Annotated in this window: 16 protein-coding genes; 7 read left to right on the forward strand and 9 right to left on the reverse strand. The window is 71.0% G+C overall.

What is annotated here, in order from left to right:
- Positions 1 to 16: 16 nt before the first annotated feature.
- Both trmB and metK read right to left on the reverse strand, forming a co-directional pair.
- Positions 17 to 736, reverse strand: coding sequence for a tRNA (guanosine(46)-N7)-methyltransferase TrmB (gene trmB, locus GGD89_RS09640; RefSeq protein ID WP_184044555.1), 720 nt, complete (start codon positions 734 to 736; stop codon positions 17 to 19).
- Positions 726 to 1904 carry a methionine adenosyltransferase gene (gene metK / locus GGD89_RS09645; RefSeq protein ID WP_184044557.1) on the reverse strand — a complete coding sequence of 393 codons (1179 nt, stop codon included), beginning with the start codon at positions 1902 to 1904 and terminating at the stop codon, positions 726 to 728. Before metK ends, trmB begins: the two co-directional genes overlap by 11 nt.
- Positions 1905 to 2285: 381 nt before the next feature.
- Between metK and ykgO the strand changes: the two genes are divergently transcribed.
- Positions 2286 to 2411 carry a type B 50S ribosomal protein L36 gene (gene ykgO, locus GGD89_RS09650; RefSeq protein ID WP_184044559.1) on the forward strand — a complete coding sequence of 42 codons (126 nt, stop codon included), beginning with the start codon at positions 2286 to 2288 and terminating at the stop codon, positions 2409 to 2411.
- A gap of 123 nt (positions 2412 to 2534) precedes the next feature.
- Here ykgO and GGD89_RS09655 read toward each other — a convergent pair whose 3' ends face one another.
- The 5 genes from GGD89_RS09655 to ftsE all read right to left on the reverse strand — a co-directional run bounded on the left by GGD89_RS09655 (position 2535) and on the right by ftsE (position 8473).
- Complete coding sequence (locus tag GGD89_RS09655; RefSeq protein ID WP_184044636.1) at positions 2535 to 5003, reverse strand: adenosylcobalamin-dependent ribonucleoside-diphosphate reductase; 2469 nt, start codon at positions 5001 to 5003, stop codon at positions 2535 to 2537.
- Positions 5004 to 5264: 261 nt separating this feature from the next.
- A complete protein-coding gene (locus GGD89_RS09660) occupies positions 5265 to 6029 on the reverse strand; it encodes a lysophospholipid acyltransferase family protein (RefSeq protein WP_246423008.1) in 765 nt (254 codons plus the stop codon).
- The gene (locus GGD89_RS09665) at positions 6029 to 6682 is read right to left on the reverse strand and encodes a YdcF family protein (protein ID WP_246423009.1); all 654 of its coding nucleotides are present in this window, start codon (positions 6680 to 6682) and stop codon (positions 6029 to 6031) included. The genes GGD89_RS09660 and GGD89_RS09665 overlap by 1 nt, the downstream gene beginning before the upstream one ends.
- 61 nt (positions 6683 to 6743) lie before the next feature.
- Positions 6744 to 7634 (reverse strand): cell division protein FtsX, encoded by an 891-nt coding sequence (locus tag GGD89_RS09670; RefSeq protein ID WP_184044561.1) that lies wholly within the window; start codon positions 7632 to 7634, stop codon positions 6744 to 6746.
- Positions 7635 to 7666: 32 nt separating this feature from the next.
- The gene (gene ftsE / locus GGD89_RS09675) at positions 7667 to 8473 is read right to left on the reverse strand and encodes a cell division ATP-binding protein FtsE (RefSeq protein ID WP_184044563.1); all 807 of its coding nucleotides are present in this window, start codon (positions 8471 to 8473) and stop codon (positions 7667 to 7669) included.
- A 184-nt stretch (positions 8474 to 8657) separates the two neighbouring features.
- On the opposite strand from ftsE, the gene GGD89_RS09680 reads away from it, so the two are divergent.
- Both GGD89_RS09680 and GGD89_RS09685 read left to right on the forward strand, forming a co-directional pair.
- The gene (locus GGD89_RS09680) at positions 8658 to 9800 is read left to right on the forward strand and encodes a DUF3426 domain-containing protein (protein ID WP_184044565.1); all 1143 of its coding nucleotides are present in this window, start codon (positions 8658 to 8660) and stop codon (positions 9798 to 9800) included.
- Between the two features lie 201 nt (positions 9801 to 10001).
- Positions 10002 to 10376 carry a hypothetical protein gene (locus tag GGD89_RS09685; protein ID WP_184044567.1) on the forward strand — a complete coding sequence of 125 codons (375 nt, stop codon included), beginning with the start codon at positions 10002 to 10004 and terminating at the stop codon, positions 10374 to 10376.
- 125 nt (positions 10377 to 10501) lie between these two features.
- Here the strand turns inward: GGD89_RS09685 and ahcY are convergent, their stop codons facing one another.
- On the reverse strand, positions 10502 to 11794 hold the full coding sequence (gene ahcY / locus GGD89_RS09690) for an adenosylhomocysteinase (RefSeq protein ID WP_184044569.1): 1293 nt from the start codon (positions 11792 to 11794) through the stop codon (positions 10502 to 10504).
- A 380-nt stretch (positions 11795 to 12174) separates the two neighbouring features.
- Here ahcY and GGD89_RS09695 point away from each other — a divergent pair, with 380 nt between their 5' ends.
- From GGD89_RS09695 to mdoH, 4 genes are all read left to right on the forward strand, one after another.
- On the forward strand, positions 12175 to 12927 hold the full coding sequence (locus GGD89_RS09695; RefSeq protein WP_184044571.1) for a DUF3426 domain-containing protein: 753 nt from the start codon (positions 12175 to 12177) through the stop codon (positions 12925 to 12927).
- Positions 12928 to 13227: 300 nt separating this feature from the next.
- Positions 13228 to 14823: an OpgD/OpgG family glucan biosynthesis protein gene (locus GGD89_RS09700; RefSeq protein ID WP_184044573.1), complete on the forward strand. Its 1596-nt coding sequence runs from the start codon at positions 13228 to 13230 to the stop codon at positions 14821 to 14823.
- A gap of 19 nt (positions 14824 to 14842) precedes the next feature.
- Positions 14843 to 15289 (forward strand): hypothetical protein, encoded by a 447-nt coding sequence (locus GGD89_RS09705; protein WP_184044575.1) that lies wholly within the window; start codon positions 14843 to 14845, stop codon positions 15287 to 15289.
- Positions 15290 to 15336: 47 nt separating this feature from the next.
- A complete protein-coding gene (mdoH, locus tag GGD89_RS09710; RefSeq protein ID WP_184044577.1) occupies positions 15337 to 17430 on the forward strand; it encodes a glucans biosynthesis glucosyltransferase MdoH in 2094 nt (697 codons plus the stop codon).
- Positions 17431 to 17526: 96 nt separating this feature from the next.
- Here the strand turns inward: mdoH and GGD89_RS09715 are convergent, their stop codons facing one another.
- Positions 17527 to 18288, reverse strand: a complete 762-nt coding sequence (locus GGD89_RS09715; RefSeq protein WP_184044579.1) for a hypothetical protein — start codon at positions 18286 to 18288, stop codon at positions 17527 to 17529.
- Positions 18289 to 18297: the final 9 nt, after the last annotated feature.

Consider the following 18297-nt stretch of genomic DNA (forward strand, 5'->3'; position numbering starts at 1 on the left):
GGCGCCGTCCGCACCGTCACCCGCGCGGGCGGCGCCTGAAGTCAAGGTATGTGGGCGTCCGGCCGGCGTCCAGGGCCTTGGCCTCGTAGCGGGTCCGGACGTGATCGGACGGCGGCCGGCGCCAGTCGTCGGCCCGCCGCGCGGTCCACCGGAAATCCGGATGGGCGGTGGCGTGCGTCAGGGTCCAGCGCACGTATCCCCTGTCGTCGGTGGCCACACGCAGCAGGCCATCGTCGGTCAGCAGGCGCGCGAACAGGTCCAGGCGCCGGGGGGCGATCATGCGCCGCTTGGCGTGGCGGGTCTTGGGCCAGGGATCGGGGAACAGGACGAAGATCCGCTCCAGGCAGGCGTCGGGCAGGTGCTCCAGCCAGGGGCGGATATCGTCGGCGACCACGCGCACGTTGGTCAGGCCGGCGTCGTCCACGGCGGCCACCAGCTTGGCGACGCCGTACTGGAACGCCTCGCCGCCGACGAAGCCCACCTCCGGATGGGCCGCCGCCTGCGCCGCCAGATGCTCGCCGCCGCCGAAGCCGATCTCCAGCCAGACGGCGCGCACCGGATGCGGGAACAGGACGCGGGGGTCCAAGATCTCGCCCTCGGCCGGCCGGGGCGCCGACAGGTCGGGCAGCCGCTGGTCGATCAGCGCGCGACGGCCGGCGCGCAACGGTTTGCCCTTGCGCCGGCCGTAGAAGCGGACGTCCTCGGTGCGCGGCCGGCTGTCGCGATCAGGCGCCAACGGCGGTCTTCAGCGCATCCACCAGGTCCAGGCGCTCCCAGGAGAAGCCGCCGTCGTCCTCCGGCGCGCGGCCGAAATGGCCGTAGGCCGCGGTGCGGGCGTAGATGGGCCGGCTCAGGCCCAGGTGCTCGCGGATGCCCCGCGGCGACAGGTCCATGACCTCCTGGAGCGCCCGGGCCAGCTTGCCCTCGTCGACGACGCCGGTGCCGGCGGTGTCGACGTAGACCGACAGGGGCTTGGACACGCCGATGGCGTAGGACACCTGGATGGTGCACTTGGTCGCCAGGCCGGCGCCGACCACGTTCTTGGCCAGGTAGCGCGCGGCATAGGCCGCCGAGCGGTCCACCTTGGTTGGGTCCTTGCCGGAGAACGCGCCGCCGCCGTGGGGGGCCGCGCCGCCGTAGGTGTCGACGATGATCTTGCGCCCGGTCAGGCCGCAGTCGCCGTCCGGACCGCCGATCACGAAGCGGCCGGTGGGGTTCACGTAGAAGTCCTGCTCGGGGCACATCCAGCCCTCGGGCAGCACCTTCAGGACGTGGCCGCGCACCAGCTCACGGATCTCCTCGACCGAGGCGGCATCGGCATGCTGGGTGGAGACCACCACGCTGGTGGCGCCGACCGGCTTGCCGTTCGCGTAGCGCAAGGTGACCTGACTCTTGGAGTCAGGGCCCAGAAGAGCCGTGGCGCCGCTCTTGCGGGCCTCGGCCATGGACTTCAGGATGCGATGCGACAGCGCGATGGGCGCGGGCATCAGTTCCTCGGTCTCGTCGCAGGCGTAGCCGAACATGATGCCCTGGTCGCCGGCGCCCTCGTCCTTGTTGCCGGCGGCGTCCACGCCCTGGGCGATGTCGGTCGACTGGGAATGCAGGTGGACCTGGACATCGGCGGTCTTCCAGTGAAAGCCGTCCTGCTCGTAGCCGATATCCCGGATGGCGTCGCGCGCCACCTGCACCAGCAGATCCGTGTTGCCCGCCACCTCGGCCGGTCCACGTACCTCTCCGGCCAGCACCACCAGATTGGTGGTGGTCAGGGTCTCGCAGGCCACGCGCGCCACCGGGTCGGCGGCGAGGAAGGTATCGACCACGGCGTCGGACACCCGGTCGCAGACCTTGTCCGGATGACCTTCGGACACGGACTCGGAGGTAAACAGGTAATCGTTCAGGGACACGGGCCGGGCTCCTTCTCGGCGGGCTACGGGGGCGGGCGAAAGAAAAGGGGGACGAAGGACCACGGCCAGCGCGCGGATGCGTGAGACGGGCGCGCCGCCAGCCCCCTATTAGCGGCGGTTCTTGGCACGAGTCGACAGGGGAAGGCAAGGGTGGTTGCCCATTGACATACCGCCCGTGGAGGATGCGGACCCCCGACCAGCCCGGCGTGACGGTCGCCGCGTCACTCCCGCGTTGACGACGGCAGGGGCTCTCTGTAGAGTGCGTGCTCCCGTTTTCGGGCGGGTGTCTGGCGACAGTGGTCGCGCGTGGACCGCCCTCCCCCGATCTTCAAGTTTCGCCGATCGGCCCCGCCGGTGCGGCCAGCCGTCGAGGATAGACCCATGCGCGTGCGTAATTCCCTGAAGTCGGCCAAGACCCGCGACAAGAACTGCCGTGTCGTGCGGCGTCGGGGCCGCGTCTACGTGATCAACAAGCAGAACCCGCGCTTCAAGGCCCGCCAGGGCTGAAGCTTCGTCCGGATGGACGGCGGTCCGGCGTGACGATCGTCGCGCGGTCGGCGATATCCGCAAGACCTTGATTCTCGGCCCCGGTCCGGCGCACCCGGACCGGGGCCTTGTCGTGCGCCGTCGTCAGCCGCAGCGGGAATAGCCGCAACTGGCGCAGGTGTCGCACCCTTCCTGGCGGATCAGGGTGGGCTGGGCGCATTTGGGGCAGAAGCGCATGCCCGCCGGCATGGACGGCCCATTCCGCCCGGCCGCCGCCGCCGCCGCGCGAGGCATCGCCGCGTCGTCGCGATCCTCGGTCCCAATCTCGTCCCCAACCTTGTCCCAGCTGGCTCCCCCGGGCGTTCCCCGGGGACTCCGGGAGGAGGGGGCGTCCGGGACCAGGAACCCGGTCTCGATCATATGGGCCTCGATCACCTCGCCGATGGCCGCCAGCAGCGACGGCACATAGCGGCCCCGCATCCACTGGCCGCCGCGCGGATCGAACACCGCCTTCAACTCCTCGACCACGAAGTGGACGTCGCCGCCCCGCCGGAAGACCGCCGAGATCATGCGCGTCAGGGCCACGGTCCAGGCGTAGTGCTCCATGTTCTTGGAGTTGATGAACACCTCGAACGGCCGGCGATGGCCGTCCGCCGGCACGATGTCGTTGACGGTGATGTACATCGCGTGGTCGCTCTCCGGCCAGCGCACCTTGTAGGTCCGCCCCGGCAGCACCTCCGGCCGGTCCAGGGGGCGGGTCAGGTGCACGACCCGGGCGTCGCCGTATCCCTCGGCGGGGCGGCGTCCGCTCCCGGGGATGGTGGCCAGGTCGCGGGCGTCGGTTGTGGGGGTCGACTCCGGACGCTCGGGGGCCGGTGTGCCCTCGTCGGCGGCCGGCTCGGGCGCGGCGGCCGGCGCGGCGACCGAGAGCACCGCCCCGGTCACGGCGTTGGGCCGGTAGGTGGTGCAGCCCTTGCAGCCGCTCAGCCACGCCTGCCAGTAGACGTCGCGGAAGGCATCGAAGGGCAGATCCTCGGGCACGTTGATGGTCTTGGACACCGCGCTGTCGATATGGTCCTGGACCACCGCCTGCATCGCCAGATGATCGCGCGGGCTGAGATCCTGGGCGGTGACGAAAGCGCCCTCGGGGTCGTCGGGTAGCGGCGCGTCCTCGCCCCGGAGCGCCTTGTACAGGCGCCACGCGTGATCCGAGACCGTCTCCTCGCGGCGGCTGCCGTCGTCCTGGAGCACGGCGCGGGTGTACTCGAAGCTGAACACGGGCTCCAGGCCCGAGGACACATTGTCGGCGAACAGCGAGATGGTGCCGGTGGGCGCCACCGAGGTCAGCAGCGCGTTGCGGATGCCGTGTTCGGCGATGCCCGCGCGCAGGTCGTCGTCGAGGGTGGCGATGGTCTCGCCCCGCAGATACTGGTTGCGGTCGAACAGGGGGAACGGCCCCTTCTCGCGCGCAAGATCGATGGAGGCGGCATAGGCGGCGCGGCGCAGGGCCGCCATCCAGCGGCCGGTGAGCGCGACCGCCGCGTCCGAGCCATAGCGCGCGTTGCACAGGATCAGGGCGTCGGCCAGGCCGGTGATGCCCAGCCCGATGCGCCGCTTGGTTTCGGCCTCCCGGCGGTGCTGGGGCAGGGGATAGCGCGACACGTCGATGACATTGTCCAGCAGGCGCACGGCGGTGGCGGTCAGATCCGCCAGGGCGGCCTCGTCCAGGCGTGCCTCGGGGGTGAAGGGATCGTCCACCAGACGCGCCAGGTTGATGGACCCGAGCAGGCAGGTTCCGTACGGGGGCAGAGGTTGTTCACCGCATGGATTTGTCGCTGTGATTGTTTCGCAGTACCATAGGTTGTTGCGCCGGTTGATGCGATCGATGAAGATCACGCCCGGCTCGGCGTGGTCGTAGGTGGCGCGCATGATGCGCGTCCACAGGTCGCGGGCACGGAGCGTGCGATGCACCACGCCGTCGAAGACCAGGTCCCAGGCGTCGTCCGTCTCCACCGCGCGCATGAACGGGTCGGTGGCCAGGACGGACAGGTTGAAGTTGCGCAGACGCCCGGGCTCGCGCTTCGCGGTGATGAAGGACTCGATGTCCGGATGGTCGCAGCGCAGCGTGGCCATCATGGCGCCGCGCCGCGACCCGGCGCTCATGATGGTGCGGCACATGGCGTCCCACACGTCCATGAACGACAGCGGCCCGGAGGCGTCGGCGGCCACGCCGTGCACCGGCGCGCCCCGGGGTCGGAGCGTGGAGAAGTCGTAGCCGATGCCCCCGCCCTGCTGAAGGGTCAGCGCGGCTTCGCGCAGGTGGTCGAAGATGCCGCCCATGTCGTCGGGAACGGTGCCCATGACGAAGCAGTTGAACAGCGTCACCCGGCGGTCGGTGCCGGCGCCGGCGAGGATGCGCCCGGCCGGCAGCACCCGGTAGTCCTCCAGCGCCGCCATGAACCGCGCTTCCCAGGGGGCCGGGTCGGCCTCGCCGGCCGCCAGTGCCCGGGCCACCCGGCGCCAGGTGTCCGTGACCGAACTGTCCACAGGCGCGCCGGCCGCCGTCTTCAGCCGGTACTTCATGTCCCAGATCTGATGAGCGATGGGCGCCATTGGCGGGGCGGCTGTTCCGGACACGGCCCGAGTCCTTTTCGCTTCGGCGTGAAGGTATTGAAAATTCAAGATGTCACGGCCGCCCGGGCGGATCCGGGACCCTGGTCCCAGGTAGCGCGCGCCGATCCCCGCGTCAACGATCGTTCTTGTTTTGTTTCCGGCCCGCGTTCTTGTCACGGACCCGGTGAGATGTACGACTCGTTGGTGTGCTTGAGGGTTGCCGGTTCATCCACCGGGTTATCCACAAGCCGTGTCCCCCCGTCAGGGCGAGGGGGCCGCGTCCCGGGCCCGCGACTCGATCGCGGCGCCGGGGTCGGGCAGGTCGGCCACGGCGCCCTCCACCCGCGCGCGCAGGTCCTCCAGGAACCGCCGACGGTCCAACCCCCGGTCCATGGGCGGCAGGATCCGCACGCTGACCACGCCGGGATGCTTCAGGAACGCCTTGCGGTGCCAGACCCGCCCCGAGTTCAGCGCCACCGGCACCACCGGCACGTCCGGGAACCGCTGGTACAGGGCCGCCACCCCGGGATGGTAGGGACGGCTGTCGCCCGGAGCGGTGCGCGTGCCCTCGGGAAAGATGATCACCTGCCGCCCCTCGGCCAGCACCGCGCCGCAGGCCCGCATCATGGCCTTCAGCGCGCTCGCCCCGGCCGCGCGATCGATGCCGACCATGCCGGCGGCCTTCATGTACCAGCCCACCAGCGGGATGCGGAACAGCTCGCGCTTGAGCACGTAGGCCGGGTCATCCAGCAGGCCGTGGAACAGGAAGGTATCCCAGGCGCTCTGATGCTTGGCGGCGACGATCACCGGTCCGGCCGGCAGGTTCTCCAGTCCCTCGATCCGATAGCGCACCCCGGCCACATGCCAGGCGGTGGCGCGCAGGCCGGCCAGCCACAGCTTGGTGGCCCCCACCACCACCCGGCGCGGGGCCGCCAGCAGCGGCAGGTACAGCACGCCCAGCATGGCGGTCCAGGTCACGTAAATGAGGTTGAACGCCAGGGAACGCAACACGGTGACCATGGGCATCACGGATCGAGGTCCTTCACGACGGAGACGGAGTCGCGCAACGACACCCCCAGGTGAATCCGCGCCAGCGCCACCAGGTATTTGGTGTACTCGCCGGCCAGCAGGGACGCGGTGCCGGGAAAGCGCCACCATTCCTCCTGCTTCACGTGGGGGGGATAGACGGGATGGGGCACCAGCCGCCGGTTCGGCATCACATGGTGGAACTCCAGCACGGCGCGGCGCATGTGGTAGGCGGCGGTGACCACCCGCAGGCTCGTGTGTCCGCGCGCCCGCGCCCAGGCGGCGGTCTCCTCGGCGTTGCCCAGGGTGTCGGCGGCGGCGTGGCCCAGCGTGACCCGCGCCGCCAGCGCCGCCGACGGGCGCCTGTCCAGGGCGCGCCACAGATCGTCCGTGGTCACGGCGGCGGGTACGCCGCTGATGAACAGTTCGGCATCCGGGTCGGCCTCCAGCAGATCCAGGCCAGCGCGCAGGCGCGCGCTGCCGCCGGTCAGCACGACGATCGCGTCCACGGGACGGGTCGCGTCCTCGGCCGACGGCTCCGGCGGCGCGGCCGCATACCAGACCAGGCCCATGCTCCAGGCCAGCACCGGCAGCAGAACGCCCGCCACGACCAGGGCCGGCCGCGCCGGCAGACGAAAAAGGGAACGCGCCAAGGGTCGATCAACCGGATTGGAACACCAGCAGGGACAGGGGCGAGGCTCGAAGCATGCCGGCTCAGGGCATCCGGGACAAGGTATGCAACACCGTCACCCGCGCCGTCAGCATCGATAGCCCGGCCGCCCCCAGGGGCAGAAGCACGAGCCAAAGCCAGTCCCACGGCGACAGGCCCACCCTGGGAATCAGGCCCCCCTCGACCTGAGCCGCCAGCCAGCCCACACCGGCCAGCACCGGCAACGCCAGCATGAAGCCGCCGAGGCCGCCCTTCAAGCCCTGGGTGAGCGCGTGGCGCGCGAATTGCCGGGCGATGTAGTCCTGCTGGGCGCCGATCAGGTGCAGGACCTCGATCACCGGCCGATGCGCCGTCAGCCCGGCCCGGGTGGCATGGATGATGGCCAAGGTGGTCGCCACGCCGACCACCGCCACCACCGCCAGGGCCAGCAGGCCCAGGGCCTCGCCAAGGTCCATCAGGCGCGACAGCCACAGCCGATGGGCGTCCAGCGAGGCCCCCGGCACCGCCGCCGCCAGCGCCCGCGCCACGTCGCTGGCCGTGTCGCCGCCGGCCCCGGGGCGCAGGGTGATGTCGATGAGGCGCGGCATCGGCAGGTCGTCCAGCAGTTCGCCGGCGCCGATCCAGGGCTCCACCAGGGCGGTCAGCTCGGCGTCGTCCAGCGCCCGGGCCGAGGCCACCGCCGGGTGACCGCGCAGGGCCTCCAGGGCCAGCGCCACCCGCCGGTCGGTGGCCGCGCGCGCCTCGGCGCCCAGGCCGGGCGCCGCCTGGATTTGCGCCGTCAGCGTTCCCGTGACATCGCGGCGCCAGCGGTCGAGCACGTTGTCCAGGGCCAGTGCTCCGGACGCCGCCAGCACCGCCAGGAACACCATGACGCCCACCAGAACCGGGACCAGGCGGGCGTTGCGGTCACGGGACAACGGAATGTCGGAGCGCATGCAGGCGGATGTCCTTTTGCCAGGGGCCGGGATCAGGGGCGATCCATGCGACCGCCCTGAAGGCCCCCGGCGGGGCGCGGGCCAGGGCGCGGCTGCGGCGGCTCGGGCTGCCGCAGGGTCAGGGCGCCATGGTTCAGTTGCAGGCAGGGGTGGGCGAAGCGGCGCACGAGTTGCTCGTTATGGGTGGCGATCAGGACCGTGGTCCCCAGTTTGTTCAATTCCTCGAACAGATGCAAAAGCCGCATGGCGATGCGGTCGTCGACGTTGCCCGTGGGCTCGTCGGCCAGCAGCAGGTCGGGGCGGTTGATGACGGCGCGGGCGATGGCCACGCGCTGCTTCTGCCCGCCCGACAGGGTGGACGGCCGCGCCTCCAGGTGGTCGGCCAGCCCCACCCAGGCCAGCAGTTCGGGCACGTGGCGGCGGATGTCCGGCTCGGGCACGCCGGCCACGCGCAGGGGCAGGGCGACATTGTCCATCGCCGACAGGTGCTCGATCAGCCGGAAGTCCTGGAACACCACCCCCAGGCGCCGGCGCAACCGGGGCAGCAGGCGCGTCGGGGCGCGGCTGACGTCATGGCCGAACAGGGTGACCAGGCCGCGCGTCGGCCGCAAGGACAGGTAGCAAAGGCCCAGCACCGTCGACTTGCCCGCCCCGGAGCCGCCGGTCAGGAAATGGAAGGAGCCGGCCGGCAGGGTAAAGCTCATGTCGCGGAACACCTCGGGGCCCACGTCGTAGCGCAGGCCGACCCGCTCGAACCGTACCACGGCGGTGTCCTCGGCCCCCGGGGGCCGGTGGGGCAGGCGCGCGGACTCGTCAGCGATCTCCCAGTCATCGGCCATGCGGTTCCGGTCCGTTCTTGAGGTCATGGTGCCGGGGTCAATGCCTCGACCCCGTGGTGATCCGGGCGTGGTCGGTCCACGTGCCGCTGCGGTTGTGGTCGACGGCGCGGCTTGTGCCCCTTCCCGTCAGGTTCTATAACGAGTTCTATAACGAGCCGAGTGGGTCCCGCCAGTCGACGGCCGCATGAAAATCAACTGTCCCAATTGCGAAACCGGCTTTTCCCTTCCCGACACGGCCCTGGGCCCTCGGGGGCGCCGCCTGAAGTGCGTGCGCTGCGGTCATGTGTGGCACCAGGAGCCGTCCGGCGAAAACGGCCTGACGGCCGATACGACCGCGTCGGTCGCCGCGTCCCTGGAGGCCCTGTCGGCCCCGTCCCGCGCCACGCCGGCGCGCGGCCCGCTCTCAAGCCACCTGGAGAGCGACGGCGCCGCGCCCGCGTCCGCCATCGACCCGATCGGTCCGCCCGACGAAGACGACCCCCTGGTCGAGCCGCGCGCCGCCGCCGATCCGATGCCGGCGCGCGACGATGCCTTCGATCCGATGCTGGACCCGCTCACCGACGACATCCCCATGAACAGCGAGCCGGACCGGCCGCGTCGGGGACCGCCGGCCGAGGACGAGGGGCCGGAGCCGGACCTGGACGACATCCTTGCCCGCCTGGGCGAGCAGGAGCGGGAACGCTCGCGGCGCGGCGACCCCATGGACCCGGAGTCGCTGGACGATGCCTTCGATCTCGACGATGACGCCGAGCGCGAGGCGCTGCCGGGAATCCTGCGCACCCAGTTGAAGGCACAGCGGCGCGGCTTTCGCCCGCCGTCCTGGGCCTCGGCCGTGATCGTGGTGGTGGTGCTGCTGGCCGGCATCGCCGGTGGGGCCTACCTGGGGCGGAACACCCTGGTCGGGGTCTGGCCGGCCGCCGAGGCCTGGTACGACGCCGTCGGCATTCCCCTCACGCGGCCTGGTCTGGGCCTGTCCCTGGAGCAGGTGGTGCCGACGCGGGAGCTGGTGGACGGCAACGATGTCCTGGTGGTGCGGGGCCTGGTCACCAACGTCAGCGAGAAGATCCGGCCGGTGCCCGCGTTGCACCTGGAACTGAACGACGATGACGGCGCGCTGGTGCAGCAGATGGTGTCACCGCCCCCGGCGGACAGCCTGGCGCCGGGCGAGACGGCGCCCTTCCGCATGACCGTGGAAAACCGCCTGCCCGAGGCCACCGTCTTCGAGGTGGGCTTCACGGACCGGCCGCCGGAACCGGTGATGGCGCCGGCGACCCCTGCCCCGGTATCCGACGGGACCGCCAACGACGCCGCCCCGCCGGCGCAGTGACTCAGGCCCGCGACCGCGCCAACGACCGGCGCCGCGAGAACCCGGTCCCGATCCCGTTTTCGGTGAATCCATACTAATTTTGATGCAATTCCTTTACATCATGCCCATCGTGTGAGCTTCTGCCGGCGGTGGCCCAGTTCTTGTTGAGGAGATCGACTCCCACTGCGGGTCCCCCCTTCGTCGCCGTGTTGGAGCCCGAGCATGGACCGCGAGGCCGAGGCCACGCCAGAGATCGCCGATGACGCGGAGCGTCGCGCCCTGTGGACCAGGGCGGGACCGATCGAGGGCATGGACCCGGATATGTATCGGCACGACGATTACGGCAATATCATCAAGTATACGTCATTCAATGACCGGCAGTCCGATTACGGCTGGGAAGCGGATTATTCCTCGGGTCCTGGGCCGACGGCGGTCGGTGGTGACGAGCCGGTCGCGCGGCCCCTGCACTGGCGGGCGAAAACCGTCACCACCCCACGATCATCCAACAGCCTTTCGGCGTCGGCGGCGCGGACCGCCCGCCACGCAAGTCGGTCCGGCGACCGACTCGAAGGCCGGCGCAAGGTCGGGCGGCTCTAGTGCACTGATCCAGACAAAAGATGCAGTCCGCATTCTTTTTGTCTGGATCGAAAGTGCACGAGAAACAATGTTTTGTGCAGCGACGTTTTGCGTTCAAGGGGGAATCCCTTGAATGCGTCGCTGCACTAGTAGCGATACGTGTCGGGCTTGAACGGCCCGGCCGGGGTCACGCCGATGTAGGCGGCCTGCTCGGGGTTCAGCCTGTCCAGGTCCACCCCCAGCTTGGCCAGATGCAGGGCGGCGACCTTCTCGTCCAGATGCTTGGGCAGCACGTAGACCTGACGCTCGTACTTGTCCGGGTGGGTCCACAGGTCGATCTGCGCCAGCACCTGGTTGGTGAACGACGCGCTCATCACGAAGCTCGGGTGGCCGGTGGCGCAGCCCAGGTTCACCAGCCGGCCCTCGGCCAGCAGGATCAGGCGCTTGCCGTCGGGGAAGGCGATCTCGTCCACCTGCGGCTTGATGCTCGTCCACTTGTAATTGCGCAGCGCCTCGACCTGGATCTCGCTGTCGAAGTGACCGATGTTGCAGACGATGGCCCGGTCCTTCATGGCGCGCATGTGGTCGAGCGTGATCACGTCCACGTTGCCGGTGCAGGTGACGAAGATGTCGCCGCGCGGCGCGGCGCTGTCCATGGTGACCACCTCGTAGCCTTCCATGGCCGCCTGCAGGGCGCAGATGGGGTCCACCTCGGTGACCAGCACGCGGCAGCCGGCGCTGCGCAGGGATTCGGCCGAGCCCTTGCCGACATCGCCATAGCCCGCGACCACGGCCACCTTGCCGGCCATCATCACGTCGGTGGCCCGGCGCACGCCGTCCACCAGACTCTCGCGGCAGCCGTACTTGTTGTCGAACTTGGACTTGGTGACGCTGTCGTTGACGTTGATGGCCGGGGCCAGCAGCGTTCCCTTCTTGGCCATCTCGTACAGGCGGTGCACGCCGGTGGTGGTCTCTTCCGAGATGCCGCGCACGTCTTTCATCTGCTCGGCATACTTTTCGTGCAGCACCAGGGTCAGGTCGCCGCCGTCATCCAGCACCATGTTGGGGCGCCAGCCGTCGGGGCCGAAGATGGTCTGGTCGATGGCCCACCAGAACTCCTCCTCGCTCATGCCCTTCCAGGCGAATACCGGGATGTTGGCGGCGGCGATGGCGGCGGCGGCGTGGTCCTGGGTGGAGAAGATGTTGCAGGACGACCAGCGCACCTCGGCGCCCAGCGCGAGCAGCGTCTCGATCAGCACCGCCGTCTGGATGGTCATGTGCAGGCAGCCGGCGATGCGGGCACCCTTGAGCGGCTTGGACGTGCCGAACTCCTCGCGGATGGCCATCAGGCCCGGCATCTCGCTTTCGGCGATGGAGATTTCCTTGCGGCCCCAGTCGGCGAGGCTCAGATCCTTGACCTTGTAGTCGGTGAACGTCATCGGGAACTCCGGTCGGGAGGAGGGGAACACGGGCGCCGGGACGCGGGCACGGTCCGGCAAACGCCGGTGGTGCGTGCCGGGCGCCCGAACGGGGGGCACCGCCGTCTGGCTGACCAGCAATATAAAGATATCTTTATATGTTTATCAAGAGGGTTCTGGAGAGGGAGCCGAGGCTTTGTCGCGGCCCGTCGAGGCGGCGGCGGACGGGGGCATCACCACCCAAGAGGGCGCGCCGGCCGTGTTTCGCGATCGCGGGGCGACGTACTATGGTGATGACACGGACCCCAACCTCGCCCGTGCCCGCCGGACCCTGGCTGACCTGACGGGTGGCGAGACCATGGCGGCGCGGGGGCCACGGATCTGGATGGGGGAGGCGAACGGTGGGTCTGGCAAGCGGGGCGTTCGACGCCTGGTCCGGCGGTCCCATGACCGTCGCGGTGGGGATCGCCATCGGCGTCACTCTGCTGGTCGCCGTGCTCGCGGTGCGTCAGGGGCGCCGGGACTCCGCGCACAGAGTCGCCGTCCGGCGTGAACGACCGGGGTTCGAGCGGCCGACGCCGTCCCGACCGGGTCGCGCCGTCCGGCGCATGCGCGAGGGCGGATCGCGTACCTCCTGGCGCTTCGTCGGCGTGTTGGCCGTGCTGATCGCCGCCGTGACACTGATCAGTGATCACCGGGCGCGCGATAGGCTGCTGGACTGGGCGCCCGTGATGGACGAGTGGGCCGAGGCGCTGGGGATCCCGCGTCCGGCGCCGGGCCGGGGCCTGACATTGGAGACCGGGGTGCCGACGCGGACGGTGGTGAACGGCACGGACACGCTGGTGGTGGGCGGGACCATCGTCAACGCCGGCGACCGGTCCCGTCCGGTGCCCGATCTGCGGCTGGTGCTGAGCAACGACGCCGGCGACACCGTGCGCGAGGTCGTGAGGCCGGCCCTGATGGAAACCGTGGCCCCCGGCCAGCGGATCCCCTTCCGGATCTCGGTGGGCATCCCGGGGGACATCCCGCGCCCGGACGCGACCACGGTCGCGGTCACCTTCGTGCGTCGCGGCACGGCCCAGGGTCCGCCGGAGACCGGTCCTCCGGCCGGCGACGGCCCAGGCGCGCGCACCGGCAAACCGACCCGGCCGTGATCCGCCGGCGGCGCCGCATCCGCTGCCTCGCGCGTCCTTGGGGCGTGGCGACCGGTCGGTGATCGCCACCAGGCCCCGAGTCTCCGGCGCGAGTCCCGGACTGGGCGCGCGCCCGCCGTGACGGCGGCCGGGGGGGGCCTGAATAAATCACCAGGAATCCGGAAAAGCCCTACTTCTGACGCGAAACCGCCACACTTCGCTGTTGCGGTATGCCCGCTAATCGCCTGGACGTGATTGGTGCCGCTGTGCTGCATTGCCCACCGTGTCACCACGTCCCCCCTCGCCGGAGCTGTGTCATCCATGTTGACTGCCGCACCGCCCTCCGCCTCCGTCACGCGCCGCGCCCTCCTGTCCGGGGCGGCCGGCGTGGCGGGGCTGGCCGCCGCCGGCCTTCCCCCGATCCGCCTGGTGCACGCCCAGGATCAGGGTCCCGTCAGCGTGTTCGACACCCTGATCGACAAGGCCGCGCGCCTGGCCGGCGAGGCCTACCAGCCGCCGCCCGTGACCGTGCCCAAGACCCTGATGGATCTGGACTACGACGACTTCCGGAAGATCCGCTTCCGGCGGGACCAGGCGCTGTGGCGGGGGGAGGTTCCGTTCGAGCTTCAGATGCTGCACCTGGGGGGGTACCTGCGCTCTCCGGTCTCCGTGTTCTCGACCGAGAACGGCGCCATCACCCCCCTGACCTATCGCCCCGGTCTGTTCGATTTCAGCGACTCCCGCATCGATCCGGCCGGCTTCGGCGACATCGGCTTCTCGGGCGTGCGCGTCCACTACCCCCTGAACCGCCATGACGTCATGGACGATCTGGTGGTGTTCCAGGGGGCCAGTTACTTCCGCGCGCTGTGCGCCGGCAGCGTCTACGGCCTGTCCGCGCGCGGTATCGCGGTGAACACCGCGCATCACGACGGCGAGGAGTTCCCGGCCTTCACCGAGCTGTACGTGGAGCGACCGGACCCGCTGGCGCGGTCGATCGTCCTTCACGCGCTTCTCGACGGGCCGTCGGTGACCGGCGCCTACCGGTTCGAGATCACCCCCGGCGCCACGACGCGCACCACGGTCCAGGCACGCCTGTTCGCGCGCCAGCCGGTGCCGCAGCTGGGCATGGGGGTGCTGACCAGCATGTTCGACTTCGCGCCCATCGACCGCGCGGGTGTCGATGACTTCCGCCCCCGGGTCCACGACTCGCAGGGGCTGTCCATCCAGACGGCCACCGGGGAGTGGCTGTGGCGGCCGCTGACGAACCCCGATCGCCTCGCGGTGAATACCTTCAGCCTCCAGGGTCCGAAGGGCTTCGGGCTCATGCAGCGAATGCGGGCGTTCCCGGAGTACCAGGACCTGGAGGCGAGGTACCACCTGCGGCCCAGCGCCTGGGTGACCCCGCGCGGCGACTGGGGCGCGGGCGAGGTCGTTCTGGTGGAAATTCCGACTCCCGACGAAACCAACGACAACATTGTCGCGTTCTGGAAACCGGCGCAGCCGTTCGAGCCCGGGCAGCCGCTGTCCCTGGACTACGACATCGACTGGACCCTCGACGATCCGGACCATGCGCTCGCGTGGTGCCACACCACGCTGGCCGGCCGGTTCGGCGTGGTCGGGGTGCCGGTCAGCGAGTCCGAGCGACGGCTGGGCCGCAAGTGGGTGATCGACTTCGTCGGCGGCCCGCTGTGCAACCTCCGCGATGCCGGCGTGGTGGAGGTGGTCGCGTCGGTCGGGGGGGGGCGGATCGAGCCGCCGGTACACACCCTGAATGACCTGTCGGGAGGGGTGCGGGTCTACCTGGACTCGGTCGCCGAGGGCGACGGGCCGATGAACCTGCGCTGCCATCTCGCCCGGGGGGGGACGCCGGTGTCCGAGACCTGGACGGTCCAGTGGCGGGCGGACACCGCCGCGTGACGATGAGGGAGCCAAGCCGATGACCTTGATGTCAAAGCGAAGCCTGGAGGACCTGCTGGCGGACACGGCCCGGTCCTACCTGATCCGCGCCTGCCGGCTGGAGGATACGGTCGCGGACGGCGTGGCCCGACAGGCGGCGCATCGGGTCGCGGCCAGCCTCGGTCCGATGTCGATCCAGGATGCCCAGCCGGCCGTGGTCCGGACCGCCCGCCAGATGGCGCGGGACCTGCCCGGGCGGCCCAGGCCCGATGCCCGGCCCCTGGTGCCCGAGGCGGACGGACGGCCGATGCGGGAACAGCCGCTGGATCCCCTGACCCTGGCGGAACTGGGTGACCGCTCCCGCCGGAGCGGGCGCCGGCTGATCGGCCGCCTGCCGACGCTGCTGTCCACGGCCCTGGCGGTTCCGGCGCTGGGGCTCGCGATGCTGGGGATCTCGTCGGTCACGCCCACGGATCCGCCCGTTTGATCCGCCCGTTTGATCCGCCCGCCGGATCGCCGCCGACTGGATAGGCCATGGTGACGCACCGCCGTCTGTTCCTGTTCTGCGTGATGGTCATCACGCTGACCGCCACCCAATCCTTCATGCAGGTGCTGGCCGCCAACGGGCTGTCGCCGCTGCATGTCGCGCTGATCGTGGTGTTCGTGCCGCTGGCCGCCTGGCTGGCGCAGTCGTTCTGCACCCTCACCGCCGGGGCCTTGCTGCTGGCGTCGCGGCGGGTGCGTGCCGGCTGGTCGTCGTCCCTGGATCCGACGGACCGCGCCGCCGGGCTGGACCCGGCGCTGGCGCGCGTGGCCCTGGTGATGCCGGTGTACAACGAGGACACGGCCCGTGTGTTCGCCGGGGTGGCGGCGATGCGCGACGATCTGGCGCGGCTGGGCGTCGCCAGTCGGTTCGACGTGTTCGTGATCTCGGACACCACCGACCCGGACATCTGGCTCGCGGAATCGGAAGCCTGGCGCATCGAGCGCGAGAGGGCCGGCGATCTGCCGGCGATCTACTATCGGCGCCGGCTGGACAATGCCCGGCGCAAGACCGGCAACATCGAGGACTTCGTCGAGCGCTGGGGCGGTGCCTATGGCGCCATGGTCACCCTGGACGCGGACAGCATCCTCGATGCCCGCACCATCTGGCACCTGACCCGGCGGCTGGACGCCCGCCCACGCACGGCGCTGATCCAGGCGGCGCCCAAGCTGGTGCGGGGCGAGACCCTGTTCTCGCGGCTGTTGCAGTTCGCCGGCGACGTCTACGGTCCCCTCAGTGCCGCCGGCATCGCCTTCTGGGCGGGGGGCGAGGGAAACTACTGGGGGCACAACGCCATCATCCGGCTGAGCGCCTTCGCGCGCTGCTGCGGCCTGCCCAAGCTGCCCGGGCGCGAGCCGCTGGGCGGCGAGATCCTGAGCCACGACTTCGTGGAGGCGGCGCTGTTGCGGCGCTTCGGCTGGCGCGTGGAAATCGCCTGGGACCTGACGGGCAGCTACGAGGAGGCGCCGCCCACCCTGTCGGACTTCATGGTGCGCGACCGGCGCTGGTGCCAGGGCAACCTTCAGCACGGGCGGATTCTGATCGCCCGTCGCCTGCATTGGGTCAGCCGGGCGCATCTGCTGACCGGCATCATGAGCTACCTGACCTCGCCGCTCTGGCTTCTGTTCCTGGTGCTGGCGGGCCTGCAGGCCTGGACCCTGTCGGTCGCCGAGCCCGTGTACTTCCAGGACGGCACGCCCTGGCCGACGTGGCCGGTGTCCCGCGAGGACGAGGCCGCCGTGCTGGTGATCAGCATGATGGGGCTGCTGTTCCTGCCCAAGCTCTGGGGGTTGCTGCTGGCGCTCGCCGACGGCCGGACCCGGCGGGCGCGGGGCGGCGGGGTCCGCCTGGTGGCGGGCGTGCTGGTCGAGACCGTGCTGTCCGCGCTGGTGGCGCCGGTGATGATGATCCGCCACACGCGCTTCGTGATCGCCATCCTGACGGGGTCCGGGGTCGGCTGGGCCCCGCAGCGACGCAAGGCCGAGCACCTGACCCTGGGCGAGGCCATCGGGGCGAACCTGGACGTCCTGGCCATCGGCCTTTCGGCGACCGTCGCCGTCCTGATGTATGCGCCGTCCCTGGGGTGGTGGCTGGTGCCGGTGCTGGCCGGCCTGGTCGGCGCGCCGCTGCTGAGCCTGCTGCTTGACACCGGAGGGTCCGATACGCCGCTGGCGCGCTGGGGCCTGCTGACCATTCCGGAGGATCGCGAGCCGCCGGCGGTGTTGCGGGCGGTGGACCGTCACGAGGCCCGCTTCGTCGAGGCGCTGGCCACCACCGCCGAGGATCGCCTGGCCACCGTGCTGCTGGACCCGGAGATCAACGCCCGGCACTGCGCGGTGGTCTCGGAGATCGGGGGCACGTCTCGGTTGCCGACGGAGACGGTGCGCCGCGCCGAGGTCACGGCCATCCACCTGGGACCCGCGTTCCTGACCCGCGACGAGCGGCGCGCCCTGCTGGAATCTCCGGACAGCCTGCGCCGGGCGCACGATGCCCTGTGGGCGGACCGGGCCGAGATGGGCGTGGATCACGCGCCCGGCGGCATGGGGCCGGACGAGTTGCGACCCGCCGCCCCGGCCGCGGAGTGAGGATTTCGGGTGTTGGGCGGGAGGATGCCACCCCGCCGAACCTCGACTTCGCGCCGCCGATCGGGGCCGCGCCCGTGCCCCTGTTGTCAACAGGCTCTATTCGGCCGGTGCCGTTCCACCCAGGGCCGCCGGCACCGGCACGGTGATCTCGCGACCGACGACTGTCTGGCCCAGCGTGGCCAGCACATGCTCGGCCACCAGGGCCACCACCTGATCGCGGCGGAGGCCACGGGTGGTGCTGTCCGCCCAGCCGCTCCAGAGCGGCGTGCCGTCGCGCTGATCGCGCACCAGCAGTTCCAGGCGCAGCACGGCGCCGAAGGCGCTCCGGTCCTGGGACAGCACCAGCCCATGGGGCGCGCCCCGTCCCCGCAGGTCCGTGACCGGGATGCCCCGGGGCAGGCCCTCCGGCTGGCCCCAACGGGCGCCGGCCTGCCGGGTCGCGCTGATGCCCCGGGTGTGGTGGATCGGCCGGGGCTCCAGCGCGCCCATCACCGCCGCCGCCTTCGGAGGTGCGCCGGCCGGGATCACATACAGGCTGTAGCTGAGGTCCAGGGGTGTCGGCGCCGCGCCGCGCCCGCCCACGACCGCCAGCGTCTCTTCAAGGCTCGCCATGATGCGGCGGTGCTGGGGGGCGTCGTCATGGCCTTGGAGCACCAGGGCCGCGCCGGTCGGCATCGGCGCGTGGGCGGCCGCGCTGATGGTGACGCGCAGCGGCGGCACGGTGGGGTCCCAGGTGGAGGTCAGGGGCGGCGGATCCTCCAGCGCCCAGGCCGGGGGCGCGAGGCGTGCCGCCGGGCCGGCGGCCAACAGGGTCACGGCCAGGGCCAGGATGAGGCAGGCGCGGCGCGGGGCGGGCATCGAGTGGAG

The sequence above is a fragment of the Roseospira visakhapatnamensis genome (assembly GCF_014197915.1).
Lineage (GTDB): Bacteria > Pseudomonadota > Alphaproteobacteria > Rhodospirillales > Rhodospirillaceae > Rhodospira > Rhodospira visakhapatnamensis.

What these genes read in the sequence shown, in the direction of transcription:
- ykgO (WP_184044559.1), top strand. Translation starts at nt 2,286, where the DNA reads ATGCGCGTGCGTAATTCCCTGAAGTCGGCCAAGACCCGCGACAAGAAC.
- GGD89_RS09655 (WP_184044636.1), bottom strand. Translation starts at nt 5,003, where the DNA reads ATGGCGCCCATCGCTCATCAGATCTGGGACATGAAGTACCGGCTGAAG.
- GGD89_RS09660 (WP_246423008.1), bottom strand. Translation starts at nt 6,029, where the DNA reads ATGCCCATGGTCACCGTGTTGCGTTCCCTGGCGTTCAACCTCATTTAC.
- GGD89_RS09670 (WP_184044561.1), bottom strand. Translation starts at nt 7,634, where the DNA reads ATGCGCTCCGACATTCCGTTGTCCCGTGACCGCAACGCCCGCCTGGTC.
- ftsE (WP_184044563.1), bottom strand. Translation starts at nt 8,473, where the DNA reads ATGGCCGATGACTGGGAGATCGCTGACGAGTCCGCGCGCCTGCCCCAC.
- GGD89_RS09680 (WP_184044565.1), top strand. Translation starts at nt 8,658, where the DNA reads ATGAAAATCAACTGTCCCAATTGCGAAACCGGCTTTTCCCTTCCCGAC.
- GGD89_RS09685 (WP_184044567.1), top strand. Translation starts at nt 10,002, where the DNA reads ATGGACCGCGAGGCCGAGGCCACGCCAGAGATCGCCGATGACGCGGAG.
- ahcY (WP_184044569.1), bottom strand. Translation starts at nt 11,794, where the DNA reads ATGACGTTCACCGACTACAAGGTCAAGGATCTGAGCCTCGCCGACTGG.
- GGD89_RS09700 (WP_184044573.1), top strand. Translation starts at nt 13,228, where the DNA reads ATGTTGACTGCCGCACCGCCCTCCGCCTCCGTCACGCGCCGCGCCCTC.
- GGD89_RS09705 (WP_184044575.1), top strand. Translation starts at nt 14,843, where the DNA reads ATGACCTTGATGTCAAAGCGAAGCCTGGAGGACCTGCTGGCGGACACG.
- mdoH (WP_184044577.1), top strand. Translation starts at nt 15,337, where the DNA reads ATGGTGACGCACCGCCGTCTGTTCCTGTTCTGCGTGATGGTCATCACG.
- GGD89_RS09715 (WP_184044579.1), bottom strand. Translation starts at nt 18,288, where the DNA reads ATGCCCGCCCCGCGCCGCGCCTGCCTCATCCTGGCCCTGGCCGTGACC.